The organism is Novilysobacter viscosus, from assembly GCF_046600715.1.
In the GTDB taxonomy this organism is placed as follows: Bacteria; Pseudomonadota; Gammaproteobacteria; order Xanthomonadales; family Xanthomonadaceae; genus Lysobacter_C; species Lysobacter_C viscosus.
In genome coordinates this window covers 662,970-688,437 of record NZ_JBJMAV010000001.1, presented here as the reverse complement: position 1 = coordinate 688,437, position 25,468 = coordinate 662,970, and the positions used below count along the sequence as shown (strand labels likewise).

The window sequence follows — 25,468 nt, the reverse complement described above, 5'->3', positions numbered from 1 at the left end:
TGCCGGGGCGGACCCTGCTGTATCAGCGCTCACCCTTTCACGCTGTGGGAAAGTCGACTCTGACCCCTGTTCTGGCTAATCGCAGCTCCCACGCGCCCAGTCCGCGACGATGCCGGCGTAGGCGGAATCCGGGATCTCGTGTCCGCCGGGCAGGACCTTGTGGGTCACATCCGCGCCTGCTGCTGCCAGCGCCTCGGCAACCGGCAGGAGGTGGGCATCGATCGGGGCGAGCTCGTCCTCCGCCGCGCCGATGAGCAGGACCGGGCGGCCTGCGAGGCGCGATCCAAGCGCATGCAGGTCGTGCCGGACATGGCCGTCGACGATGCTGGCCATCAGCCCCGCGGCGCCGCCGTCAAGCTCGAACCCCAGGCTGGCGTCCTGTTCCACCTGCGCGAACATGCCACCGAACGCGGCGCGCATGTCCTCGCTGGAGGCGATATCGCGGCCGGTGCGACCCAGGTCCAGCATCAGCGCTCCGGCCACGCAGGCCACGCGCGGGTCCGCGGCAGCGGCCTGCAAGGCAACCCAGCTGCCGAAGCTGTCGCCGGCCGTGATGATGTGTTCGCGATCCACGCGCCAGGACGCCGGGGCGGCGCGGACATGCGCCAGCACCGCAGCCGCATCCTGCATCGCACTCGCAGGCCCGAAGCTGCCGGGCGTACCCCAGCTGCCGCTGTAGTGCACGTGCAGCACGTTGAGGCCGGCATCGCGCAAGGTCTTGACGGCCTCGGGCATCGGCGCGGGCAGGCCCGGGAAACCGTGGAACCACACCACTGTCGGGTGCGGGCCCGGGCCCTGGGCCACGAACAGCGTGCCCGGCAGCTGATGGGCGCCCGCCGGAACCTGCACGTCGAACGTTTGCGCCGCCATGTCCTGGCGCGCGCCCGGCGCCATGCAGGCGGCAAGTGCCGCGATGGCGAGCATCGCCGGGGCGATGAGCTGGATTCCTGCAGGTCTGCGCACGGGTGGTCTCCTGAACATGGATATCCTTGAACAACGCGACCCTGCATGATGCGAGGCCAGTGGGCATATACGCTGACCGAAAACAGGGGTCTGAGTGGAGTGGCCCGCGTTCCCCAGACACCTGAGAATGGGGACAACCCCGGTGGTGTTGGATGGTACGGCAGCGGTTCACAGCGAAGTTCAAGCGTGAAGCGAACCGGCTGTTGAACGGGGCGACAAGCCGGTTTCGAAGCTGGCCTTGGGGTTGGGTGTGCCGCGCAACCGACTCTACAAGTGGGTGGCGCGCTACGTGCACAAGGCGATCAAGCGTTCCCCGGTTCCGGGCGAGGTTCGCCAGAGCCACGTGAGTTGACGCGGCTGCTCGTGTTCTGGCGTGAGGCATGTCGGGCAGGAGGGGTATCAGCGATTTACGCGTCGGCAACGCTTTTTTCTCTGGCCCCAGTTCTGCGCCCGTCGCCACGCCGGCCGGGCGCCGGATGCCTGGGCACATTGAGCCTGCTCTATTTCGCCCCCGGCTCGAGCGGCACCGCATCCAGCGGCGGCCCGAAGGCGATGAACAACACGCAGGGCGAGGCGCTGGCGCAGAAGCCGCTGTGCGGCCGCTGCGCCGGGCCGAATGCGTAGGTCCCCGGCTTCAGCACCGCCGGCTCCTGCCCGTCATAGGTCACCTCCATTTCGCCCGCAACCAGCACCATGCGCTCGGCCGAGGTGTGCCGGTGCCGGGGGATGGCGGTCCTTGCAGGCACCTTGAAGAACACGTCGACGCCGGGCTTCGCCGGGTCACCATGGAGCACGGCGATGCCGCACCCGTCGGGCATGAACGGCGGGCAAGGCCCCCACACCAGGTCCGCATCGCCGGCGGCGTGGGTCAGGGCCGGCTCCTGCTCCTTCGACTCCGCCGCGGCGGAGGATCCGGGCGCGCCGGAAAACACCAGCAGCGAAGCGCACAGGGCCGCCTGCAAAGGACGGCCGATCGGGGTGGAACGGTACATACGTTCGCTCCTCATTTCCTGACGCTACGGCGTCGCGGACGCCGCCCGTTGGAGGTGGACATTGCTGACCTGACGCACGCGCGCGGTGCCGCCGGGTCGGCGCGGTAGCGATTACCCGTTCCGCGCCTCGTCCGGTTGTGCTCAGGCCGCCTGCGCCGCCGCCATGGCGTGGACATCGGAGGCTTTCAGAGCTTTGCCGCCAATGGCCCAGTCGCCGCCTTCGAACTCGTTGATGCGGACCCAGGTGACACCGCGCAGGCTCTCGCCTTCCACGGCGACAACGGCGTCGGTGACCTTGCTGATGAGCGCTTGTTTCTGCTGCGGGGTGAAGACGTCCTTGATGACGTCGATGGTGACCATGGGCATCGGGGTTCTCCGTCTCGGGTCGATCGGGTGGTTGGACGCTTCACGGCTCCGGCGTCGGGGCCCGGGGCCGTGTATCGAAGTTCAACACGCTCGGTTCGGCCGGTCTTGGAGCTTTGCTGGAGAAGTGCCGGAGATCGCCTGAAGACCTGCGGAGGGCCATCCTGAGCTGCGCTAAGCTCCCGGCATGATCTACCGGTTCGATACGTTCGATCTGGATCTGGCCAAGCTGGAACTGCGCGCCAGCGGCGAGGTGCGGCCAACGGAGCCGCAGGTCTTCGCCCTGCTTGCGTTGCTGGTGGCCAATCGCGAGCGGGTCGTGTCCCGCAGCGAGATCATCGACAAGGTGTGGGACGGCCGTGCAGTGTCGGACTCGGCCATCGACAGCCGGATCAAGTCGGCGCGGCGTGCACTGGGCGACGACGGCAGGAAGCAGCGGCTCATCAGGACAGTCCAGCGCAAGGGGTTCCGCTTCGTGGCGGACGCGCGGGTGGTCGACTCGGGCGCGGTGGTGCTGTCGGGTGCCGCGCAGCCGGCGGCGCCACTTGCCGGGCAGGGCGCAAGGCCTTCCATCGCGGTGCTTCCGTTTCGCCACGTCGGCGCCGTCGGACCCTACGCAGCGCTGGCCGATGCGCTGCCGCACGAACTGATCGCCGATCTGGCGCGCCTGCACTGGCTGTTCGTCATCGCCCGCGAGTCCTCGTTCCGCCTGCGTGGCGCCGGGGCCGACCCGGGCGAGATCGGCCGGCTGCTCGGCGTGCATTACTACCTTTCAGGGAGCGTTGAGACCCTGCGCGGCCGGCTGGCGGTGATGGTCGAGCTGATCGACACCCGCAGCGGCGGCGTCGTGTGGGCCGAGCACTTCGAGGTCGCCATCGGCGACGTGCATCGGCTGCGCGAGGACATCCGCGATCAGACCCTCGCCGCGCTGGAGATCAGGATCCCTCTGCACGAGGCCTCAATCGCCCGTCTGTCGGTGAGCGAAAGCCTGGATGCCTGGTCGGCCTACCACCTCGGGCTGCAGCACATGTACCGCTTCAACCGCACCGACAACGCGGCGGCGCTGGCACTCTTCCAGCAGGCGATCGACGCCGACCCGGGATTCGCGCGGGCGCACGCGGGCCTGTCGTTCGTGCATTTCCAGACGGCCTTCATGCACCACAGCGACGACTACGCCGGCGAAAGCCTCCTGTCCCGTCAGTTCGCCAGTCGCGCCCTGGAGCTGGACCCGGTCGACCCGTTCGTGAACTTCGCCATGGGCCGCAGTTTCTGGCTTGAGGGAGACCTGCACGGGAGCCTCGGCTGGCTCGAGCGCGCCACCACCATCAGTCCGCACTACGCGCAGGGCCTCTACGCCCGCGGCTGGGCCGAGTCACTGGCCGAGCGCAGCGTGGAAAGCCGGCAACACGTCGACCTGGCCATGCGCCTGAGCCCGCTGGACCCGCTGCATTACGCGATGGTCGGCACCCGTGCCCTCACTCACATGATGCAGGGCGAAGACGCCGAAGCGGCCGACTGGGCGGAACGCGCCGCACGCGCACCCGGCGCCCACGTGCTGATCGCCATGATCGCAGTGGCCGCCCATGCCCTGGCCGGCAACACGGACAGCGCCGCTGCGTGGTCGGCCAACGTGCGCACGCGCAATCGGGCACTGGGCCGCGCCGAATTCTTCCTCGCCTTCCCGATGCAGTCGGCGAGCACCCGCGCGCGCGTATCAGCGGCACTGGCCGCATTCGGGTTCTAAGGGCGAAACAAAAACAAAAACAGGGGTCAGAGTCGACTTTTCAGAAACGGGGGGCCGCCCACTCTGACCCCTGTTTCCTGTTTCCGCCTGGCGTCGAGCCAGCGGTGGCCGACTGCAGGCTTGCGGGTGGCCCCTGCCGATTTACCAACGGGTCAGGACCGATGCCGAGACGCGACGTTCATCGAAACCGTCCACGTCGCGTGCGTGGCCGACGGTCAACTTCAATCCCCATTGCGGCTGGAAATATCTGACGAATGTTGCGGTGAACGACGAACTGCTTGTTCGCACGGGCCTGCCAAACGCAACATCCTCATTCTCTCGGCCAGAGCCAGCGGCGATCTCGAAATAGTCATCGCCATTGCCTGCGTAGTAGTTCCGCAGCAATGCCCGATGGCTGATGGTGCTGGAGCCGGCAACATGCAGCGCCTTGTAGCGGGCATAGAAATTGCCCACGTAGCGGCCGATGCCGATACCGTAAATGTCGGTGCTCGTGCCGAAGTCGAGGTGATCGTAGCTGCCCGACAACTCCCAGCCCAGGGCTGCGTCCTGGAAAACTTCGACACGCCACGCCTGGTCGGCAAGGAGATGGTTGCCAATGCTGTTCTGATAACGAATGTTTGCATAGGCGCGCTGCCACAGCGGTGCGTAGGCATCAAGTGCCAATGCGCTGCCACGGCGGTCGAACCGTTGCGCGCGCAAGAACTCCAGGGCGACCGAGCCGCGGGTGAAATGGCGTCGCAGCGACAGTTCCTGATCGTTCCATGCGTCACGCTCGGGGCTGAAGCTCGTGTGCGAGGCGCCGATGCGCGTCGACCACGTGTACCCGAGGGGCCCGAGCGCTGCCTGGTCTCGCACACGCGGAGACAGGGATGCCATCTCGCGATCAATCTGCGGAGTATTCCCGCCCTGCCGCCGCGCCGCCTCGAAGTCGGCCCGTGCCGCGCCCATATTGCCTGTCGCACGATGTGCGCGCCCACGTGCAACCAGAGCGGCCGGTTCATCGGGCGCGAGCCTGGTCCAGCGGTCATAGGCCGTGACCGCCTGGCCAGGGCGATCGCTCCACAAGTACAGGTCCCCGAGCGCCGACCAGGCATCCGCGTACCCGGGCGACTGTTCGACCACGGCGCGCAGGTCGTCTTCGGCCTCCTCCCAGCGCTCCATCCACGCGAATGTGCGGCCCCGCGCGAGACGTGCGTCGGAGTTGCCCGGCGACCGTTCAAGCATCCGGTTGTAGATGCGCAGCGCGTCCTCGCGGTTGCCCGCAACTGCAAGCGCTTGCGCCTGACGCAGCAGCTGCGCATCGGAAGGCTCGGATTGCACGACGAGGTCTTGCGCAGATGGCGATACCGGCTCCTCTGTGGCCGGGTGTACCGATGACAGCGCCAGTACCTGCGCAAGAGACAGGGCGATCTGGGACAGGATCATGACTTCGAATCCTCGTTCGGCATCTTTGCAGGTACTTGGGTCGGCGCGGGATCGCGCGAGGGAGCATTGTGGACGACAGGCGCCGGTTGCGCCTGTGGATCATTCTGTTGCCACGACGGACGTCGGCGGATCTCTCCCCACTGATCTTTGCCTTTCCGGCCTGTCGCCCATCGAACAAGTCCCATCAGGCGCCACAGGGAATTCATTTGGCGATAGCCGAAGTTTTCCAGCACCGCCGCGATGAAGATCTTCAGCTGCTGGCGCGGTCGCGGATAGAGGTGGAAAGAAAGCTCTTCCAGGAACATCGCGTTGACCGACAGCAGAACGCCCAACCCCACGGATGCGAACAGGAACACCGCGAACGCCTCCGGCGAAACGAGGCCAAACAGCCACAACGTGACTATCGAGGCGTAGCCCACCACCTCGATGACCGGCCCGATGCACTCGAACACCAGCATGAATGGAAACGCAATCCAGCCCACGGCGCCGCCGTTGCGCTGGAACATCAGGCGCATGTTCGGAAACAGGCTCTCGGCGAGCCCCTGCTGCCATCGCATGCGCTGGTTCTTCAACGAGCCCAGATCCTCGGGTGCTTCGGTCCAGCAGATCGGGTCAGGGACGAAGGAGATGCGATAAGGGCGTCGTTCCGTGCGCAGCTGGCGGTGCATCCTCACCACCAGTTCCATGTCTTCGCCGACGGAGCCGGGGTTATAGCCACCGACGGCAATCACGCGTTCCTTGTAGAACATGCCGAACGCGCCGGAAATGATCAGCAGCGCGTTGAACGGCGACCACCCCAGGCGCCCGAACAGGAAGGCACGCAGGTATTCCACCAGTTGGAACCTGGCCAGCATCGAGTTGGGCAGGTCCACCCCAACAAGACGGCCATCCCTTACCGTGCAGCCGTTGAGCACCCGGATGACGCCGCCGGCTGCGACCGTGCTGGAATCCTCCAGGAAGGGCTGCACGATTCGCCCCAGGCTGTCCTGCTGCAGGACCGAATCGGCGTCGACCACGCAAAACAACGGATAACGCGCGCAGTTGACGCCAGCATTGAGTGCATCGGCCTTGCCACCATTGAGCTTGTCGACCAGGCGCACGTTGGGATGGCGCGTCGAGGCGTAGATGCCGCGCACCGGCTTCGTTTCCAGGCGCTTGCGATACGCCTCGGGAAACTCGGACAACTCGAATGCACGGACCATCTCGGACAAGGTGGCGTCCGTAGAGCCGTCGTTGACCACCAGGATCTCGAACTCGGGATAGTTGAGTCGCAACAACGAATGCACGGAGGAGACAATCGAGTCTTCCTCATTGAACGCTGGAACCAGGATGGTCACCGGAGGCTGGTATGAGGTGAAGTTCTTCAGCAGGTAGTGCAAACCGTGGCCGCGCATGTAGCGAAAAATACTGAACGCCGAAACGTAGTTCAGGGCGAGATAGGCCAGGTTTATGCAGATGAAGTAGGTGAAAAACAGCCACTGCATCCATTCAAGTGCGGCGGTGGCGCCCGGAGAGAGTGTCAGGTTCAAGCGTGCGCGCCCCGGATGGCGCGTTCCGCAAGTACATGGTCGAGGATGTCGCGGGCGAACCGGTCCGGGTGCGCGTCGCGGATGGAACGGACGCGCGACTCGTCGAGCAACAGCAGGTTCAAGAGGCCCTGCGCGGTCCGGTAACGGACCCACCACTGCTCGTCCGACAGCATGTCGACCAACAATTTCTCGTCACCCGGAATGCCGAGCCGGCCAATAGCGGCGGCAGCATGCATGCGCACGTGCCAGCGTGGGTGCTTCAGCAGCGGGCGGACGCTGTCGAGGTCGGCGGTGTGGGACATCACCTGAAGACAGGTCGAGATCAGATGGTCATCGGCGGGCGTTGCGAGGATGCTGCGGATCACCGGCGCCGCCTCTTCCGGGCTGACGGCGGCGAGGAACCGCACCAGGCGCGGCGCAACATCGGCGTTGGCGCGCAAGGTAGCCAACGACAACTCCTTCGACACGGCAGGCGTACTGGTCTCATGCAGGATCGCGGCGATCCGACCCTCCGACCAATCGTCACGAGAAACGATCTGCGGCACGAACATCGATACGGCAGACGACGGATCCATCTGCATCAGAGCGCGCGCCGCGCACAAGGATACGATCGGGCTCTTGTCATCGATGAACCGTGCCACCAGTGCGAAGTGATCCCGGTTTCGCAGGTGACCCAATGCAATGATCGCTACCACCTGGGTATGGAATCCACCGTGCTCCAGCAGATGCAACAGATGACGATCCAGGCCTACCTCAGCGGCTACACGAAGCAATCCGTCGCCACGATCGCCGGGGTGCGCGGCGTGCAACTCGTTCCAGACCTCCAGGAATCCAGTGACGTCCCGACGCGGGAGCGATGGCACCTTGACGGGTGCGCCCGCATCGGCGGCCGCGAGGACTGTGTGCCACGCCGCTGCAGCGCGCTGATGATTGCGCTCCCTGCGCGTCATCAGCTTCCGCATGACCAGGATCACGGTCAACATCAATGCTGCAAGGATGAGGACTGCAACTCCGAGCCAGAACGCGAAGACGAGCTTGGGAGCAGCGTCGATCAGGAAGTCTGCGGGTCGCAAGGTTGCCAGCTACTGGAGAAGTGGGGTCAAGGGGACGGGTTCAGGTTCATTGAATGCTGCTTCGTAGCGAAGGCGCATGCGGTTGCGGTGCCAGGCGACGAAGTCGAGCGGACGGAGTGGAGAGGCCCGGGTAACGCGGACACCTGATAACGACAAGATAGGGGACGGAGGCAATTGAACTCACCTAGTTCCCCTATATCTTCGCGATTTGCGAAGGTAAGCGTCGAGAGCCGGTATGGGAAGGACAGGGGTCAGAGTCGATTCACCTTTCAAGTCGGCCGGTTGAGCCAAAACAGGGGTCGCGCGTCTGGTGTCTTTCCACTCGACACCTCCGGGGCGGTCCCCATTGTCAGGTGTCCAGAAGGCGGGCGATTCCAGCGGAAATCAAGTGCGCCTGGTTCCCTCTACTCTGACCCGTTTTTTTAGTGTTGCGAGGCTCCGGAGACGCGACTAGTTCCCTGCGACCGAGGTCTGATTGCGGCCACCCTGTTTGGACCGGTACAGCTCGCGGTCGGCGGTTTCCATCCATTCGCGCAGCCCGTGGCCGGAGCCGGGCGCTTCGGCCATGCCAAGGCTGAGCGAGCAGCGCAGCTCGGGCTGTTCTGGGAAGCGCAGCGCCGCGACGGACACGCGTAGACGTTCGGCGGCCGCTGCGGCCTCCTCCAGTGTCAACGGCAGCACAATGGCGAATTCATCGCCGCCCAGCCGGCCAGCGGTCGTGGGGCCATTGAGCGTGGCCTGTAGCTGCGCGGCGATGGCGCGCAGCACGTCGTCGCCGGCGGCGTGGCCGTAGCGGTCGTTGATCGGCTTGAAGTGGTCCACGTCGACGAACAACAGGGTCGCGGGCTGGCCATGAGCCTGGTGCTTGCGTAGTGAAGTCTCGGCTTGCTCCTGCCAGTGGCGGCGGCTGTCGAGGCCTGTGAGCATGTCGCGACGGCTGAGCTCGGCCAGCCGCAGGTTCTGCTTGCGCACCCGCCGCACCAGTTCGTAGCTGCTCCAGCTCACCGCCAGGGTGTGGATCACCATGATTGGCAGGGAGGCCAACAGCACCGTGGTACTGGTAACGTAGTTGACCGCGAAGCCCGTGAACAGGCCGAACAGAACCAACGCGCCGAACATCCCGGGCAATGAGCGCAGCCACAGGCCACGAACGCCGGAATTGATCTTGTCGGCCGTCACCACCGTCAGCAGCACGGCTGACGGCAGCAGATTGAAATGCATCAGCGGCACCCAGCTGCCGGCCAGCATGGAGTCGACCATGAAGTTGCGCAGCTCCGCCTTGAACGGATCGCCGGCGCGACTGGCGCTGAAGTAGGCCAGGTGGGGCCAGAGCAAACATGACAACACCATCCAGGCCCAGGCCCAGGGCGGCGACTCAATCTCGAGCATCACCGCCGCAAGCGGGAGCGCCGCGAGCCCGAGGCCCAATACGCGAAAGCGGTAGGCCCGCTTTGGCAATGAGCTCAAATGGCGGGGGCGTTCGGCACCATTCGACATCGCGGGAGCATAGGGCAAAAGCAAAAACAGGGGGTCGGAGCGGGCTGCCCCGCATTCCACAGACAGGTAGTCGGGATGCAAGCCTGACCGGTTGATATTGCCATTCTCAGGTGTCTGTGGACAACGGACCATTCCACTCTGACCCCGGTTTTAATCCCGGTTTTACCCCGCCTGCAACAGGGCGTTGACCCGTTCGAACAGGGCATACACATAGGGACGGTCGGTTTCGACTCCGCGCCAGATGAACCAGCCCTGCGCCAGCAGGTTGGTGCCGGTGTTGCGGCGGCTGACCATGACCACGCGGGTTTCCGGATCGATGATGACGATCTGCCCGCCCCAGCCGTCGGCGCAGAGCAGGCGCCGGCCGCCGTGGAGGCGCGTCCACCACATATAGCCGTATCCGTCGAAGAAGCCGCCGCCGAACGCGCGTTTCGGGTCCGTAGCGGTCGAAGAGTGCATGGCCGTCATGTCACGGATCCACTGCGCCGAGACCAGCCGCTCGCCGCGATGGTTGCCTTCCTCGGCCACGAGCACGGCCAGGCGCATCAGGTCGTCCGCGCTCATGTAGATCACGTATTGCCGGACACTGGATCCGTCGATGCCGTCCCAATGGACATCGGCGGGCGTGAAGTGCTGCATTCCCAGAGGCTCCGCCAGCCACGTGGCGATCACCTCGCCCAGCGCCATGCCCGTTTCGCGCTCGAGGATTTCGCCGAGCGCATTGAACCCCCAGTTGTTGTAGAAGAACTTTTCGCCCGGTTTCGAGGCATGCCGGTCCGGGCGTTCCCAGTTCTGGCCGGAGGCGTCGATATAGATGCCCGACCGGGACGTCATCAGGTCGCGGATCGTGGCCTGCTTCTCGACCTGGGTCAGGGGCGCTCCCCGGTCGTCGAAACCCAGCTCTTCCAGGCTGTCGTCGAGCTCCAGCAGGCCCTTTTCGATGGCCATGCCGTAAAGCACGGCAATGATGCTCTTGCGGACGGAATGCGTATTGATCTTCTCGACGGCCTGGCCTTGCCGGAGCACCAGTTGGCCTTCCTTGGCGATGATCAGTGCGTCGGAGCGGTGCTGCGGGGCTTCGCGGGCCAGTCGGGTGATGGCAGGTGCATTCCAGTGCGGGGATTTCGGAAACTCGGCGAGGCCGTGCGGCCGCGTATCCAAAGCACAGCCCGAAGCAAGGGAAAGCAGCGCGGCACAGAGAACGACGGCAAGGCGCGAAGCGGAATGGCTGGGTGTCATGGGTGGCTCTTTCTGGCAGGAAACGAGCGCTCAGGCTCGCCCAGCCATGGCATGCATGCCTCCCGTCGGCGATTTGGATGCTCCCGGAAAAAAATGGGAGGCCGTCCCCGGCTAGGGCCGCTGGCGGAATTCGGTTGGCGACAGGCCGGTGGCGGCCTTGAATACGCGATAGAAGCTCGATTCGGAGTTGAAACCGCTTTCGAGTGAGATCGCCAACACCGACACACCCCGGTAGTCGGGATCGCGCAGCTTCCGCTTCACGGCCTCGACGCGGAACTCGTTGACGTAGGCCCGGAAGTTCTTGCCGGCGCCTTCGCGGATCACCCGGGAGGTTTCGGTCGCGGTCAAACCCAGGCGCTGCGCCACGATGTTCAGGTCCAGATCGGGCTCGGCAAACAGCAACGAGGTTTCCATCAGGGCTTGCAGCTTGCTGAAAGCGTCATCGGTGCGCGGGTCCGTCCGGGCGGGCAGGGTGGGGCCGGCCGGCGTTTCCGGGAAGTGCGGAAGGTCCTTCAACCGGAAGCCGACGATTCCGGCCGTGTAGACGAGCACGACGTAGAAGGCCTGGGCCGCGTGGCTGAAAACGCTGCGCTCACCCAGCCCGAAGAGGTGGTTTGCCGAAAAGCTGGCCAGGTTGATGATGGCCGCCACCAACGCCAGGGCCATTACGGACTTCAGCAGCCAGAGCAGCTCTGCGAACCGCTCGGGCACCCAGTTGGCGATGCGGGCGTAGTGGCGCCGGACCCGCGACCACACAAGTGCCGCAAGCACGGTGTTGATTCCGATCGTCAGGTAGTCCTCGAGCCCCTTGACCTGCGCGTAGTGCCACTGCGCGGCGACTGCATCCAGAGCCGCGACGCTCGTCTCCCCGAGGCCGGCAGCGTAGACGAGTACGGAATAGCCCATGAAGAGCGCCCACGGCAGCAACCATGCGAGCGCGCGACGGATGGATGCGGCAGGCGCCCCCGTAAGACCCAGCGCGTACAGGTAGAACAGCGGGAAGATCGCCGGATCGAAGCTCAGCGGGAGCCGTCGCAGCAGCAGGTGCTCTTCGAGTCCGGCCGCATGCGTCCACAGTCGAAGCAGGGTCAGCGACAGCGCCAGCACGCCCAGGGAAAGCCAGTGCGAGCCATTCCTGCGTCCGGCGTACACCAGCAACCCCAGGCCCGTGATCGCCCCCTGCATGAATCCGAGCAACAACACTGTTTGCATCAACGGGCGGCGTCCTGGCGTGGGGGCAAGTCCCGCCGATGCGACGGACACCGCAGGCGGTGTGCGCAGTCGTCGGCAGCGGTCCGATTCTAGCGCCGGGCGGAGGGCCCGATCAGTCTGCAGTCGGCTAAGAAAACGGGGGCAGGCCCACTTCCGGCCCCTCGACGACGGCGCGGCCCAGACCGGGGGTCAGAACGGGGGTCAGGTTCACTCCCAAGAGTGGTCCGCCCCCACTCTTCGTTGCTGGCCCTGAAGCGTCCACCGATTTCGCCCCGTTCGACCGACTGCGCTAAGGAGTGGAAGGCAGTTGGGCCATGCCCGATCCGACGCCAGACGGGTCGTCGGCGTTCGGGGCAAATCCCACGCCGAGGCGATGCCACCGAGGCGGCCGGCTACCATGTCCTTCGCCTCCACTGCGGAACCCGCCCATGTCGCTCTCGATGCACACAGCCTCCGTTCCCGTCTTCCAGCAAATGCTCACCGCGCTTTCCGGCCTGCTCACCAAGGCTGAAACCCACGCCGCGGAACGCAAGATCGAACCTGGTGTGCTGCTGCAGTCACGCCTGTTCCCGGACATGTTCCCGCTCGCCCGCCAGGTGCAGATCGCCTGCGATTTTGCCGCCAGCGTGTCGGCGCGGCTGGCCGGCGCGGACGTCCCCGTGTACGAGAGCGGCGATGCGACATTCGCCGACCTGCAGCAGCGCATCGCCGCGACGCTGGCGTTCATCGGCGACCTGGACCCCACGCAATTCGAGGGCAGCGCAAAACGTGAGGTCGTGTTGCGCCCCGGTACGCCGAAGGAACGCCGCATTGGCGGCCAGGCCTACCTGATGGCCTATGGGCTGCCACAGTTCTTCTTCCATGTGACCACGGCCTACGGCCTGCTGCGGCACAACGGCGTCGAGATCGGCAAGAAGGACTACATGGGCGCGTACTGAGGGCAGCGCAAAAAGCGGGGTCGGGTTCGTTTCCCGACCATCAGCGCCGGCCCGGCCGACGTGCCGGCCGAACCCCTGCCAACCGCGAGGTCTTCGCGTGCACCATCGCCTGGAAGTCGTCCGGCCGTAGGCGCGCTGCGGTTGCAGCTGGAGGCGGATGGCGGCGAAGTCCTTGTCGCTGGGGCCGGCGGTCAGCAGGTTCCGATAGGCCTCGCCCCGTTCCGCGACGTTCTTGCCAAGTGCGCGCCGGGTGGGGTGCAGCGTAGGTATCGGGTGCTCGCGCAGGCCGCACCGCGTGGCGCAGCTGGGCCAGGCGAAGGCGGCCGGGTCGGCGGTCTTCCGGGCGCGCATGGGCGTGAGGTCGATTGGCGCACGCACCGCTGCAGGTAGTCGGCGCTGTCCACCAGGCAGGCTTTGTAACGGCCTTCCCACAGGGTGGCGGTGCGGCGGTGCGGCACATTGAATTGGCCTGGCCTATCGGCGTTGCGCCGGGGCGGTGCGTGGGCGGAGTCCTTGAGCCGCGTAGGAAGTGGACCTGACCCCGTTCGGACCCCATTCGGTGCCGCGCAACGCGTCGCTTTCAGGCGGTCGCTTTGCCCGCCGGTGTCGGTGCCAGCGTCACGCGGTTGCGCCCGGCCTGCTTCGAGGCATACATCGCCTCGTCGGCGGCACGCAGCAGCGCCCCGGCGGAGTCCCCGTGCACGCCAAACACCGCCACCCCGATCGAGATCGTGATATCGAGTTCCACGCCGTCGTTCCCCGCATCGAACGGCTGTGACTGGACCACCTTACGCAGCCGCTCGGCGAACGTCACCGCACCATCGGTCGTGTCCTCGGCGATCACCAGCAGGAACTCCTCGCCACCGAGGCGTACGGCGAGGTCGGAGCTACGACTGGCCTGGCGCAGCAGCACGCCGATGTCGGACAGCACGCGGTCGCCGACGTGATGGCCGTGGGTGTCGTTGATGCGCTTGAAATGGTCGATGTCCAGCGCGAGGAAGGCGAGGCCGCTGCCCCGCCGCACCGCCAGCGGCACCTGCACGCGCAGGTACTCGTCAAGAAACCGGCGGTTGTAGAGGCGGGTGAGTTCGTCGGTGATAACCAGCTGCTGCAACTCGCGGTTCTCCGCGCGCGCACGCTCGTGGCTGCGCTGATTTTCCAGCGCCATGGTCAACAGCTTCACCGACGCGAGCAGCGTGCGGTCCTGGGCAGCCGTGGGCTTGCGGCGACGCGGCGAGAGCGCGACGAGGAAGCCGAGCGATCCCGACTGCGTGAGTAGCGGATGCACGGCCAGAAGGCTGAGCCCCTTGTCCGCAACCCGCTCCTCGATCTGGCGTCCGTGCTCTGTGGCAAGGTGCCCCGGGATGTAAAACGCTTCGGGGCCCTCGAGTGTCTTGCCGAGTTGCGGGTCGACGGTTGAAACCGCCACTTGCTGGAGGCAGCCGCGATCGTCGAATACCTGCACCATCGCAGCATCAACGACGCCGTACGCGGTGAGGATGTCGCAGGCATGGCGCGCAAGCTGCGTCTCGCCATCGTCGGTTGTTGCAAGGGTGCTCGACAGCGCGGCGAGCGTCTTGATTTCGCGGTCCCGTTCGCGATGGCGTCGGTGGACCAGGTGGAAGGCCAGCAGCACCAGACTCACAAGTCCGACTGTCGCAGCGACCGCCCACAGCACCCAGCGCGGCATGCGTGCGACCGGCGGCGCGACCACCTGCATGTCCGCGCTATCCCCCAGGATCAGTTGGAAGCCACTGTCATAAGGCAACGACATTTTATGGATCGACAACACCCCGGTAGCCGCAACTTCCGCGCCCTGGGAAAGCCCTTGCCAGTCGATCTGCGAAGTCAGCGTATCGGGAACGAAAAGCGCGAATTGCGTGCCCTTGTCGTCACGGATATTCACCAGTCCGAACTCGGCGAGCGAGACTTCTTCGATGCGGCCGCGCACGTGCAACCGTTGCCCCATGTATCGCCATCCTGCAGCGTCCGCGAGCGGGAGGGTTCGGGCTTTGGGCAATGGGGCGTGGCCGACGATCCGGACATCCACGTCCCTCAGCTGGACTGCGCCGCGGTACTGCGCGACTTCCCCGACGGCTTCGAGGACGTCGCCCGGCTTCACCGCCAGCGAAAGGCCGCGGTGGAAGAGGCCGATGCCGCCGGTGCGGTCCTGGATGACCGTCTGGAAGCCCCGATCGCCCGTTGGGACGGTGGCGATGCCGCGCACGTGGGCCCGGGTTCCCAATCGGTCTGGCAGGTTGTCGCCATCGCTATCGACACGCACCGCCGCGATCGTCTCCAGCGCCGGGGCGGGGTGGGCGTGGGCGTCATCGCGTTGGCGTCCTGCTGTCCGCGCGTCCTGCGCGAGTCCGTGCAGAGGCAGGACGGCCAATAGAACGCAACACAGCGAGCGCAGGAGCATGGGTGGGCGGATTCCGAGACAGGGTGGCCGCAGATAGGGCCTGAAGGGAGTATCGGCGTGGGCGCCGAAAACTGACGTGGTTTGGTTCACGGATCGCAATTAACGCCCCTAGAAGGGGGGCGGATTCATTTCCGGTTGAGCTGGCCCTCTACGTTCCGCGCTACGAGGGGTGCTGTTCGCCGCGGCGTGGGTAACGCTGTTCATCGGGTTCATCGTGCTGCCGCTCAGGGGTAGCCCGCTGGGAGAAGGCTTCCGGATGCACGGGGTGGTGGTGGCGCCCCTGGTGCGGAGTGTCTGGGGGCTCGATATGTTGCTGGTCTACAGCGCCCTTCACCGGACACCGGCGCTTCTCCGGCGCCGGCCCAACTGCGACTCGAGGGTACGCGTGCGCGCGTGGTGAACAGCGTCACAGACGACTGAAGACGCGGGTAGCCAGGATTTCACAGCCAAGGGGGAGTGTCTCAGCCCGCTACCCTCGACCCCGTCATTCAGCCTCAGCGAGTGAACCGACCGGCTGCAACGTCCTCCAGCAGGCGCTCCAACTCACCGGCCGCTACCGGTTTGACCAGGTGACGATCAAACCCGGCTTCAGCAGTGCGCTCGCGGTCGGACTGCTGGCCCCACCCGCTCAGGGCAACGATGACCAAGGGGGCGCCGGGTTCGGCGCGAAGGCGGCGAGCGACCTCGAAGCCGTCCATGCCGGGCATGCCGAGATCGAGCAGGATGAGCCGGGGCCGGCGTTCGGCAGCCGCTGCCAGCGCACTGGCGCCGTCGTTGCATGTGCGCACGTTGTGGTTCGACAACCGCAGGAGGAGTGCCATGCTCCAGGCCGCATCCTGGTTATCGTCGACCACCAGCACGTCGATCGGGGCGATGGCGGTCGCTTCCCCCTCGGGGTCGGTCTGCGCGGCAGGCCTGTCCGACCGGGGCAGGGTCAGCAGGAACAACGAACCCTGGCCGCGGCCCGCACTGGAGACGGTGATGTCGCCACCATGCAGGCGCACAAGCTGGCGCGCGAGGGTCAGGCCAATGCCAAGGCCGCCGTGGGTGCTGGCATCGTCATGGTCGGCCTGGACGAACAGGTCGAATACCTTGTCGACCATCGACGCGTCGATGCCGATGCCGGTGTCGCGCACGCCCACCTCGACGGTGCGCGGGCCGGCCTGGGCCTCCAGCACCACGCTCCCGCCCGGCGGGGTGTAGCGGGCGGCGTTGGTGAGGAGGTTGCCGATGGCCTGGGTAATGCGCACCTCGTCGACGTCCAGCATGACCGGTGACGAAGGCAGGTGGGCGACAAAGTCGTGGTTCCGCGCCTTCAACGTCGGCAGGGCGACTTCGATGGCGCGCGACACCACGCGCTCGAGGTCGGTAAGTTCGGGTCTCAGCGTGACTTTGCCCCCGATGAAACGCGACACATCCAACAGATCGTCAACCAGGCGCACCAGGTGTTCGACCTGTCGCCCGATGATCTGCCGCGCATCCTCGTGCATCGACTCGCTTGCCTCGGGCATGTCGAGGATGCGCAGCGCGGTGCTGATCGGCGCCAGCGGATTGCGCAGTTCGTGGGCGAGCATCGCGAGGAACTCATCCTTGCGCTGGTGGGCGTCCCTGAGAGCGATTTCGGTTCGCTGGCGTTGCCAGGCCTGGCCCAGTTGTGCCGACACGATGGCGAGGGTTTCAACCAGGTCGGCATCGGGCTCGCGTATGTTCTGGCTGTAGAACTCGATCGCGCCGATCACTTCGCGGTCGAGTGTGACCGGGCACGCGACGCCGGCGCGCACGCCATCGAGAAGCGCCATGGCCGCGCGCGGGAAGTTGTCCGCGACACTGACGTCGCGACGCCACACCGGCGCGCCGCTTGCCCAAGCGGTTCCGGGCAGGCCTTTTCCCGAAGGCAACTGAATCGAGTGGGTAGCCGCGACGAAGTTCGGCTTCGCACCCGGCGTCGCCTCGTAGGTGTTGGTGCAGCGCAGGATGTCGGCGTCGCGCTGCCAGACGAAACCGAGTTCCCAGTCCATCAGCGAGCAGAACGCCTGCAGCACGCCATCCGCCGAGGCATCGATGCTGTCGGCGCATGCAATCGCCTGCATCGCTTCCGCACGCAGCGTACGCAGGCGCTCCAGGCGCAGCCTCGCACCGATGTCGCGCAGGTAGGCGACGAACACCGGTGGTCCTGCGGTTGGAAGACGACTGATGGCCAGCTCGACAGGGAACTCGTGGCCGTCCGCGTGCAGTGCTGGCACCTCGATCCGGGAACCCAGCACAGGTCCGACGCCCGACTCGAGATAGCGTTGAAGTCCGGCGTGGTGGGCGGCGCGCAGGCGCTTCGGAATGATCAGTTCGGCCAGTTCCCGCCCGATGGCGATCTTGCGCGGCCAGCCAAAGGTGTCTTCCGCCGCACGATTCAGGTCCAGCACGCGCCCGGTGTGGTCCATCGAGATGATGCAGTCGAGCGCCGTGTCGAACAGCGCGCGCCAGAGCGGGTTATCGGGACGCGCGGCGTCCGGAGGGATGCATGCCGGATCTCGAGCTGGCGGGTCGTTCTGCAAATGGCGCTCCGGGTCGGGTCGTCGCTCCCGGCCTGCGGGTCAAGGATGCCGTAATTGCAGTGCCCGGAGGTGAAGCGCGCTGGGCGGCCAGGGGGAGCGGAGTGCTACTTCCTTCTTTGCTCTTGCTGCCCAAGGGAGGGCGGTGGTTAGACCCTCTCCGTGACCCAGTCCCAAGTAGGTTGTCGGGGGTGGTGGCGTCGGTCCCAGGCCGGCCCGGGACGGCCGAGGTGCCCGGCTACCCTGTCCTTTGACCCCACTGCGGAAGCCGTCAATGTCGCATGCGGGGCTTCGATCATCGCGCGTCCGATGCGAGCCCGGCGCGTGGCGTCGCTGCAGGCTCGGGAAGCTGCAGGCGACAGGGTGCACGTTCTCGTCCCGGCCGCTGAAGCAGCCGGGAACAGCAATGACGAAAGCAGGGTCCATGCGGGAATTTCCACCGCTCGGACGCGCATTCTGACGGCACGCCCGCGACGCGCAGCCGTTTACGGGAAGCGCAGCTCCGACAACGGCCGGGCTTCGTTGAGCTCGAACGTCTCATCGAATGCGGTGTCCTCCAGCGTGCCCCAGACACGCACGCGGTAGATGCCCGGCTGCGTGAGCACGATGTCGGCGGTGTACCGGCCCGGGTGCTGATAGCGGGGGCGGATCGGCAGGGGGCGCCGGGTCGTGCCATCGGGCGCGACGATTTCGGCGTTGAGGCCCGCTTCCAGACCCGGCACGGTCTCTTTATCACCGGCACGCCGGATCGCAAGGTCGAGGCCATTGCGTTCCTCGGTGTGGATCGGCTCCTCGACGAAACCCACGCTCATCCGGAAGCGGCCGTCGGCCACCATCTTGGAGTTGTGCGCGAGGGCGCTGGCAGAAGCGGCCAGCAGGATGAGGGTGGCGGCAAGGCGTGCTGCGAAAAGGCGGTTCATGGCGTGGTTCCGGCATCCGGGCAGGCCAGACTACGGAAAACAGGGCGCGGAGTGCACTCTCGTCCCCGCCCCTGCGTACGCCGACCCGCCTGTCGGTGCTGGTCATCCAGGCCTGCTTTCGACGGCGTGAGGCGCGGGGCCGTTGCAGGTTGAGCCGGATGGCGGCCGGGAGCCCGGCATGACCCGCTCCGCGCGTGTCGATCCGACGTCACCCGGGGACCGAAGTCGCTGTCGTAGGCTTTGCCGCCCCCCCTTCCCCGGAGTGCCGCATGCGCCAGTCACTGTTGGTCGTCGTCCTGCTCGCCGGTTGCGGCGGCGCAGCGGATCCAGCCGGCCCGGCAGCGCGCGATGAGTCCCGCGGGGACGTGCGCGACGACGTCGGCGAGGTAGCCCGCGGCGAGGCGCCTGCCGAGCCCGGGGAGGGCGCGAAACCGGGTTGGGAGCTGCAGTCGAGCGGGGAGGGCACGGCGCTCGTGGTCGCCGGCCCCACGGGCGACACCGCGTTGCGGCTGTTCTGCCCCGTCGGCACCGGTACATGGCTGGTCAACGCACCGGGGTTCGAACCGATCGCGAGCGAGGAGCGGTTCTCGTTCGGCCACGCGGCGAATGTCGCGACGCTGGTGGCTGACGGCTCGGGCGATGCTGCACGCGGCGGGGTCACCGGCGAGGGGCCTGTCCCGCGGGACCTGCGCGGGTTGCTGTCGAGCCCGGTGTCGGCCAGCTACGGCGCCCAGACCAGCGGCCCGCATGCGGCGCCGTCGGCGGAGCAGGTTGCCGCCTTCGTCGAGGCGTGCAGCGATGGTGCGCCGTCGTCCGGCGGATCCGCTTCCGCGCCCGGCGGAGCGCCGTCCGCCGGGGAGCCGTCGACGCCTGGGTCGGCCGGCGCATGCCGAATGCAGGACGGCCGCGTGCTGCCCGCCAATGCCCTGCGCGCCGTGGGAACCGAACCGTTCTGGGGCGCCAGCGTGGAGGGCCGCTGCGTGACCTACTCGCACCCGGAGGACCCGACAGGCACGCGCGTGTGGACGACGTTCTCGGGCACCGCGTCGCAGGGCACCTGGACGGGCGCGCTGCGCGGGCATCCGTTCGTGATGCGAACCCGCCCGACGGCGTGTTCCGACGGGATGTCGGATACGCGCTATCCGATTACCGTGTCGCTGACGGTGGGGGGCGAGCAACGCAGCGGGTGCGCGGCGCCGCAACAAGGAGCTGCGACCAGGCCGAAAACGGGTCCAGGTTGAATTCTGCCGGGCCGGGGGCATCGACACCCGCGCGCCACTGATGGGACATCACTCGATCGTCGTTTCCCCCTGCCGTAGCGCCACGTCGTCGACCAGACCGTACTCGTCCTTGCCGTTGGGCCCGGCGGAGTAGAGGCGCATCCTGCGCATGTCGCCTTCGCGCACGTAGATCAGCGGGCGCTGCCAGCCGTCGAGGGTGATGTCCGACCGGGGGTCGGTTGCGGGGTGGCGCGTGCGCGCCTCGGCCCAGAAGGCGTCCGCGACGGGCCAGGCGAGATTCGCGTCGGCATCGCGGAGCGCTCGCGCGACCTCCATGAGCGCGTCGATGCGCTGCTCGGATACCTGCACCGCGGCCTGGTGGTCGGGGCCTTGTGAGGCGCTCGCCCCGGCAGGCGCGGGGGTGGCATCGCCCGAGGCGGGAGTGGCGGTGTCGCAGGCGGCCAACAGCACGCAGGCGAGCATCAACAGCGGGGTCCGGGCGGCGTTGGGCATCGTGGGATCCATTGCGGGTGTGGGAGGGCAGCATTGCCCTTGCCGTTGAAGCAGATGCCGTTTACCACGTGCCTCGCTTCCGGGAAAAGGGGCAGGCGGGCGGTGCATTCAACCTGGCAAGGCGTCGCCGACTGGCCTATCGGCGCGGCGTCGGGGAGGTGCATCAATGGTTCGGGAATCAGGAAGGAAGTCAACCTGACGCCGTTAAAGCTGCTCGCGCAGCCGCAGCGCCAGGTGGTTGCGCGCCCGGGCGAAGACCGACCAGTCCTCGACTTCATCCAGCGTGACCTGGCGCGAAACCGACAGGTCGTCGGCAAAGGAGTCCGACAGTGCGCGGGCCAGCGACCGGTCATGCACCGCCAGTGCGAACTCGAAGTTCAGCTCCAGGGATCGGCTGTCGAAGTTGGGCGAGCCGACCAGCGACCAGGCATCGTCGATGACAACGACCTTGGTGTGCATCAGCGTGGGCTGGTACTCGTGGATCTGCACCCCCGCCTCCAGCAGGCCGCGGTAATAGGTACGGCTGGCATAGCGGACGATGGCCGAGTCCTGGTGCGGCCCCGGCACCAGCAGCGTGACCTGCACCCCGCGCCGGGCGGCTTCCAGCAGGCCCAGCTCCAGATCCGGATCGGGCACGTAATACGGCGTGGCCAGGAGGATGCGCTGGCGCGCGCTGTGGAACATGAGCCAGTAGGTGAGGGGGATGCCGCTGAATCGCTCGTTGGCGGCCGAATCGACGGGGACCACCGCGGCCTCGCCGACCGGCGGCAGGTCGGGGAACATCTTGTGTCCGGCCAGTACCTCGCCGCTGGCGCGGCGCCAGTTGTCGGCGAACGAGCCCTGCATGTAGCGCACCGCCGGCCCCTCGACGCGGAAGTGGTCGTCGCGCCAGTGGTCGGGATCCTGTGCGTTGCCGGTCCATTGCTGGGCGATGCCCACGCCGCCGGTGAAACCCACCCGGCCATCCACCACCATCACCTTGCGATGGGTGCGGTTGTTGAACCGCCGCAGGGTGCTCCAGCGCAGGGGGTGGAACCACTCGACATGACAGCCGGCCGCGCGCATGCGCTCGACCCAGACCGGGTCGATCTTGCGAGCGCCGTAGGCATCCAGCAGCACCCTGACCTCCACGCCGCGCCGCGCCGCCGCGCTCAGCTCGTCCGCGAACTGCTCGGCGATCGCGCCTTTCCAATAGACGTAGGTCAGCAGGTTGACCGAAGTCCGGGCTTCGCGGATGGCGGCCAGCATCGCCGGGAATATCTCGTCGCCGTTGACCAGCTCATCGACCCGATTGCCCTCCAGCCGCGGCGCGCCGAGGTTGGGGGCCAGGGTCACGCCCAGCTGTTCGTGACCGGCGCCGGTGGGGATGGAAAGCCGATCGGGCGGGAGATCCACCGGCTCAGGCGCGGCCAGCACGTAGAGGATGTACAGCAGGGTGAGCAGGCCGATCGCGGCCAGCGCCCCCACCAGTCGCTTCTTCAGTCTGGACGTCTCATGCGCGGACAAACGGGTCACTCCTGGAAGAACGGGGTCAAGAGAACAGGGGTAGGACGGTGTAACACGTGGGTCAGGGCAGCGTTACCAGCCGCCTGGCGGCGCCGTGCTGCCGCTGACGGAACATCGCGGGTGGGTGCCGGCTTCGAGCCCGGCGCCCACCTGCGCATCGATCCACTGCGCGAACGTGGAGATCCTGACGAAATATTCCTCGACGCCGTAAAGCCCCTCGGGGCCATCCATCGTGTCCTGGCTGGAGCTGACGCCTGCGACCTGCCACCCCTCGGGCGTACGGAGCAGGGCGGGGCCGCCGCTGTCGCCTGGTCCGCTGATGCCTTCCAGGGTCAGGGCCGGGCCCTGGCCTGGGGTGTCGAAGCGCCAGACCAAGCGCCGGCCTTCGGCCCTGTCGACACGGTTCTCAGCCACCCGGAACAAGCCGTCTTCCGACCCCAGTCCGCTTTCACCGTTGCCGGTGCCGCCCCAGCCGGGCAAGACGATGACCTGGCCGACCTCCTGCGTGCCTCGGTACAGGGGCAGCGGCGCGACATGGACGACCGGTTCAGCCAGCCGCAGAAGTGCGAGGTCGGGAGGACGGCCGACGCCCTCCCCGGGATGGGGGATGACACGGTCGATGCGCGCGGATATGCCGGCAACCTTTACTTCGTACCCGGGGCTGTCCGGGCCGGTGGCAGCAAGCAGCGACTTTTCCCTCGCGCAGTGCGCCGCGGTGACTGCGAACCGCGCGTTGATGAGCGTGGCAATGCACTCGTTGTGCCCGGCCTTGGTGCGATACAGGCTGAAAACCGCCGGGAAGTCGCTCTCACGGGCGAGGTAGGCGGCATCGGGCACGTCATGGCGGACGACGATGGCGGAGGCCGCGGTGGCGACGCTGGCCAGCAGGACGAAGGACGCAGCGCGAAGAAGTCGACGGCAGTCGTGGAAGTTCATGGGGCACCCCTGATGTCCCCAGGTCCGTCAGAGTTCACCGTGGCACTTGGTGTCTGCGGAGATGGGCAATGAGAGCAAGGTGCCTCTTGCCTGACGATGTGCGGGCAAGCCTAGGCGCCCGGGCCGAGACCGGTCAAGCGCATCGGTCGTGAAGGTGCATCCGCTCCGGACCTCTACGCGCGGAACGCCGACGCGCCCGCCAGGCCGCAGGCGCGCCAGCATCGCAGTCAGTCGTGGCGCCCGCCGCCGCCACGACTATCGGCACGTGCCGGAGCCTTGCCCCCGTGGCAAGAATGGCTCCGCCGTCGATTGACGTCAGGTGGGCGTAGCGAAGCATTGGGTGGATACCGTGCTGCGCGACGCGCGTTCATGCCGCACCCTGCAATGGAGAGCCGAACAATGAAACCAGTCACCCGGACGGCGACATGCCTGTCGCTCTGCCTCGCCTTGGCCAGTTGTGCAACGACGGGTGCGGCGCAAGTCGACACCCTTGAGGTGACGGAGGGGCGGGCAGCGGCCTTGGATTCGGCCTTCGAGGGGCTGGTACGGCGCAATGGGATCAACACGGCCGGCGTCGCGATCATCAGCAACGGTGAAATCGCCTGGACCGGTTACTACGGCGAGCAGAGCCCCGGCGTTCCAGCCTCGGCGACCACGATGTTCAACGTTGCGTCGATCACCAAGGTCTTCACGGCGGAAACCATCCTGCGCCTCGCGGACGCGGGCAAGCTCGCGCTCGACGATCCGATGGCCCCGCACTGGATCGACCCGGACATTGCCGACGATCCGCGCAACGCGCTGCTGACGCCTCGCATGGCGCTCAGCCACGTGACCGGCTTCCCGAACTGGCGGTTCCTCTCGCCTGAAAGAAAGCTGGGTTTCCTGCACGACCCCGGCACGACGTACGGATATTCCGGTGAGGGCTACGAATACGTCGCCAAGTATGCCGGCAACAGGCTGGATGCCGATTTCGGCGAGCTCGTGCGGACCTGGCTTCTTGAGCCCGCCGGGATTCCCGATGCAGCCTACAGCATCCGCGAGGACACGTTCGACGACCTGGTCCAGGCCCGCGATGCGGCAGGGCGTTTCCACGGGCACTACTGCCGGCCCAACGGCTGGTGCCGCAAGCCAGGCAGCTACTCCGCAGCCGACGATATGGCGATCACCGTGGAGGACCTGGCGAAGTTCATGATCGCCGTGCGCAACGGCGACGGCTACAACGGGTCGATTCGCGATGAACGGACGCGGGTGCATGTCGCCCTCGGTGACCAGGCCGATGTCGACTGCGGGTTGATTGCCTCCGGGCTCTGCCCGGAGAAGCAGGGCTACGGGCTCGGTTGGCAGGTACTCGATTACGGCGACGACAAACTCCTGTCACATGGCGGCAGCGACTGGTCGGAGCTTGCCCTGACCTACATCCACACGCGGTCGGGCGACGGGCTCGTGATCCTGTTCAACGCTCCCACCATCAATGCACTCGCTGCGATGCCCGATGCGATCGCGCTGATCGATCCCGGTTCGCCGCTGTTGGGCAAGTACGGGCGTTGGTATGAGGAGGCGAAACGGCAGTCAGACAGCAATTGAAGATTGAAGCAGGCCTCGGACCCTCTCACCGGGTCCGGTTCAATCAGGAACCGGAGTGCACTTCACCCTCCGAGGGGTGCTGTTCGGACGTGCGGGAACGACCGGCCTTGGCGGCTCCGCCACGGCGCTGGTGTTGCGCCGGGATCATCGCCCTGGAGCAATCCCGGGCCGTCCCACCCGGACCCAAGCGTCCGGCTCATGGTCTGTGCCCGTACGCGATCACCCTGGTCGCGCCGTCCGCACCGCGTTCAACGAAGTGCTGGGTGCGGCTGATGTGCTGCCCTGTCAGTGGTGGGTAGAACGTCATCCAGTCATCCGCGGCAGCCGCGTCGGCGAAGAAGAATTCCATCCGGCAGAGACCGCCGCGACAGCGGATGTCCTGGGCGACGGGGGGCGAGGCGGCGGCGAGCAGGGCCTCGTCTTCCATCGCGTGCAGCAGGTGCTGCGATGCACGTATTTCCGCCTGCCCTGGTGGTGGAGAAGAGGAAAAGCGCGCATCCAGTGCCGCGCGGAGCTTTTGCGCAACCGCTTCCGACTCGGCCATGGCGTGCTGCGAACGTGCCTCGATCAACGCCGGACTTTCGTAGCCAGGCGCTGCTGGGACAGGCAGGCTATTCGCACCTCGCGGGGAGGCGCTTTCAAGGCGGTCGAGGCGCGATTCGATGCGGCTCAGTTGCCGGCCCAGTGCGTTTTCCGCTTCGGGTTCCGACATCACCGGCGGCACGCTCGTGGCGCGGCCGGCGAACCAGGCCGCCACGGCCACCAGCCCCGCGACGGCCAGGAGGACAAGTGTTGCGGGGTTGCGGGGGGTATTGGGCGGAATCACTGGTCGGGTACCCGTTGGGT

Annotated in this window: 20 protein-coding genes; 4 read left to right on the top strand and 16 right to left on the bottom strand. The window is 66.7% G+C overall.

Annotated elements, in window-relative coordinates; all coding sequences use genetic code 11:
• Window positions 1-75 precede the first annotated feature (75 nt).
• The 3 genes from ACJQWL_RS03185 to ACJQWL_RS03175 all read right to left on the bottom strand — a co-directional run bounded on the left by ACJQWL_RS03185 (window position 76) and on the right by ACJQWL_RS03175 (window position 2,321).
• Entirely contained in the window at window positions 76-963 is an 888-nt protein-coding gene (locus ACJQWL_RS03185; protein WP_330967817.1) for an alpha/beta hydrolase, read from the bottom strand.
• 500 nt (window positions 964-1,463) lie between these two features.
• Window positions 1,464-1,955 (bottom strand): cupin domain-containing protein, encoded by a 492-nt coding sequence (locus tag ACJQWL_RS03180; protein ID WP_330967816.1) that lies wholly within the window; start codon window positions 1,953-1,955, stop codon window positions 1,464-1,466.
• 141 nt (window positions 1,956-2,096) lie between these two features.
• Window positions 2,097-2,321, bottom strand: a complete 225-nt coding sequence (locus ACJQWL_RS03175) for a tautomerase family protein (RefSeq protein ID WP_330967815.1) — start codon at window positions 2,319-2,321, stop codon at window positions 2,097-2,099.
• A 184-nt stretch (window positions 2,322-2,505) separates the two neighbouring features.
• On the opposite strand from ACJQWL_RS03175, the gene ACJQWL_RS03170 reads away from it, so the two are divergent.
• A complete protein-coding gene (locus tag ACJQWL_RS03170) occupies window positions 2,506-4,062 on the top strand; it encodes a winged helix-turn-helix domain-containing tetratricopeptide repeat protein (RefSeq protein ID WP_330967814.1) in 1,557 nt (518 codons plus the stop codon).
• 141 nt (window positions 4,063-4,203) lie between these two features.
• Here the strand turns inward: ACJQWL_RS03170 and ACJQWL_RS03165 are convergent, their stop codons facing one another.
• The 6 genes from ACJQWL_RS03165 to ACJQWL_RS03140 all read right to left on the bottom strand — a co-directional run bounded on the left by ACJQWL_RS03165 (window position 4,204) and on the right by ACJQWL_RS03140 (window position 12,037).
• Window positions 4,204-5,487 (bottom strand): YaiO family outer membrane beta-barrel protein, encoded by a 1,284-nt coding sequence (locus ACJQWL_RS03165; protein ID WP_330967813.1) that lies wholly within the window; start codon window positions 5,485-5,487, stop codon window positions 4,204-4,206.
• On the bottom strand, window positions 5,484-7,016 hold the full coding sequence (locus tag ACJQWL_RS03160; RefSeq protein WP_330967812.1) for a glycosyltransferase family 2 protein: 1,533 nt from the start codon (window positions 7,014-7,016) through the stop codon (window positions 5,484-5,486). Before ACJQWL_RS03160 ends, ACJQWL_RS03165 begins: the two co-directional genes overlap by 4 nt.
• The gene (locus ACJQWL_RS03155) at window positions 7,013-8,089 is read right to left on the bottom strand and encodes a HEAT repeat domain-containing protein (RefSeq protein WP_330967811.1); all 1,077 of its coding nucleotides are present in this window, start codon (window positions 8,087-8,089) and stop codon (window positions 7,013-7,015) included. Before ACJQWL_RS03155 ends, ACJQWL_RS03160 begins: the two co-directional genes overlap by 4 nt.
• 450 nt (window positions 8,090-8,539) lie before the next feature.
• Window positions 8,540-9,667, bottom strand: coding sequence for a diguanylate cyclase (locus tag ACJQWL_RS03150; RefSeq protein ID WP_330967810.1), 1,128 nt, complete (start codon window positions 9,665-9,667; stop codon window positions 8,540-8,542).
• Between the two features lie 81 nt (window positions 9,668-9,748).
• A complete protein-coding gene (locus tag ACJQWL_RS03145; RefSeq protein ID WP_411300690.1) occupies window positions 9,749-10,825 on the bottom strand; it encodes a serine hydrolase domain-containing protein in 1,077 nt (358 codons plus the stop codon).
• A 111-nt stretch (window positions 10,826-10,936) separates the two neighbouring features.
• Window positions 10,937-12,037 (bottom strand): helix-turn-helix domain-containing protein, encoded by a 1,101-nt coding sequence (locus ACJQWL_RS03140; RefSeq protein WP_330967808.1) that lies wholly within the window; start codon window positions 12,035-12,037, stop codon window positions 10,937-10,939.
• A 428-nt stretch (window positions 12,038-12,465) separates the two neighbouring features.
• Here ACJQWL_RS03140 and ACJQWL_RS03135 point away from each other — a divergent pair, with 428 nt between their 5' ends.
• Window positions 12,466-12,975: a DUF1993 domain-containing protein gene (locus ACJQWL_RS03135; protein ID WP_330967807.1), complete on the top strand. Its 510-nt coding sequence runs from the start codon at window positions 12,466-12,468 to the stop codon at window positions 12,973-12,975.
• Between the two features lie 580 nt (window positions 12,976-13,555).
• Here the strand turns inward: ACJQWL_RS03135 and ACJQWL_RS03130 are convergent.
• The 3 genes from ACJQWL_RS03130 to ACJQWL_RS03120 form a co-directional block, all read right to left on the bottom strand.
• Complete coding sequence (locus ACJQWL_RS03130; protein WP_330967806.1) at window positions 13,556-15,397, bottom strand: GGDEF domain-containing protein; 1,842 nt, start codon at window positions 15,395-15,397, stop codon at window positions 13,556-13,558.
• A gap of 494 nt (window positions 15,398-15,891) precedes the next feature.
• Window positions 15,892-17,946: a hybrid sensor histidine kinase/response regulator gene (locus ACJQWL_RS03125; RefSeq protein WP_330967805.1), complete on the bottom strand. Its 2,055-nt coding sequence runs from the start codon at window positions 17,944-17,946 to the stop codon at window positions 15,892-15,894.
• Window positions 17,947-18,428: 482 nt separating this feature from the next.
• Entirely contained in the window at window positions 18,429-18,863 is a 435-nt protein-coding gene (locus tag ACJQWL_RS03120) for a hypothetical protein (RefSeq protein ID WP_330967804.1), read from the bottom strand.
• 269 nt (window positions 18,864-19,132) lie between these two features.
• On the opposite strand from ACJQWL_RS03120, the gene ACJQWL_RS03115 reads away from it, so the two are divergent.
• Window positions 19,133-20,104 carry a hypothetical protein gene (locus tag ACJQWL_RS03115; protein ID WP_330967803.1) on the top strand — a complete coding sequence of 324 codons (972 nt, stop codon included), beginning with the start codon at window positions 19,133-19,135 and terminating at the stop codon, window positions 20,102-20,104.
• A 48-nt stretch (window positions 20,105-20,152) separates the two neighbouring features.
• Here the strand turns inward: ACJQWL_RS03115 and ACJQWL_RS03110 are convergent, their stop codons facing one another.
• The 3 genes from ACJQWL_RS03110 to ACJQWL_RS03100 all read right to left on the bottom strand — a co-directional run bounded on the left by ACJQWL_RS03110 (window position 20,153) and on the right by ACJQWL_RS03100 (window position 23,038).
• Window positions 20,153-20,596: a hypothetical protein gene (locus ACJQWL_RS03110; RefSeq protein ID WP_330967802.1), complete on the bottom strand. Its 444-nt coding sequence runs from the start codon at window positions 20,594-20,596 to the stop codon at window positions 20,153-20,155.
• A gap of 204 nt (window positions 20,597-20,800) precedes the next feature.
• Window positions 20,801-22,102: a phospholipase D-like domain-containing protein gene (locus ACJQWL_RS03105; protein ID WP_330967801.1), complete on the bottom strand. Its 1,302-nt coding sequence runs from the start codon at window positions 22,100-22,102 to the stop codon at window positions 20,801-20,803.
• 72 nt (window positions 22,103-22,174) lie between these two features.
• Window positions 22,175-23,038 (bottom strand): S1 family peptidase, encoded by an 864-nt coding sequence (locus ACJQWL_RS03100; RefSeq protein WP_330967800.1) that lies wholly within the window; start codon window positions 23,036-23,038, stop codon window positions 22,175-22,177.
• Window positions 23,039-23,437: 399 nt separating this feature from the next.
• On the opposite strand from ACJQWL_RS03100, the gene ACJQWL_RS03095 reads away from it, so the two are divergent.
• Complete coding sequence (locus tag ACJQWL_RS03095; protein ID WP_330967799.1) at window positions 23,438-24,622, top strand: serine hydrolase domain-containing protein; 1,185 nt, start codon at window positions 23,438-23,440, stop codon at window positions 24,620-24,622.
• A gap of 196 nt (window positions 24,623-24,818) precedes the next feature.
• Here ACJQWL_RS03095 and ACJQWL_RS03090 read toward each other — a convergent pair whose 3' ends face one another.
• Window positions 24,819-25,448, bottom strand: coding sequence for a hypothetical protein (locus ACJQWL_RS03090; RefSeq protein WP_330967798.1), 630 nt, complete (start codon window positions 25,446-25,448; stop codon window positions 24,819-24,821).
• Between the last annotated feature and the right edge of the window lie 20 nt (window positions 25,449-25,468).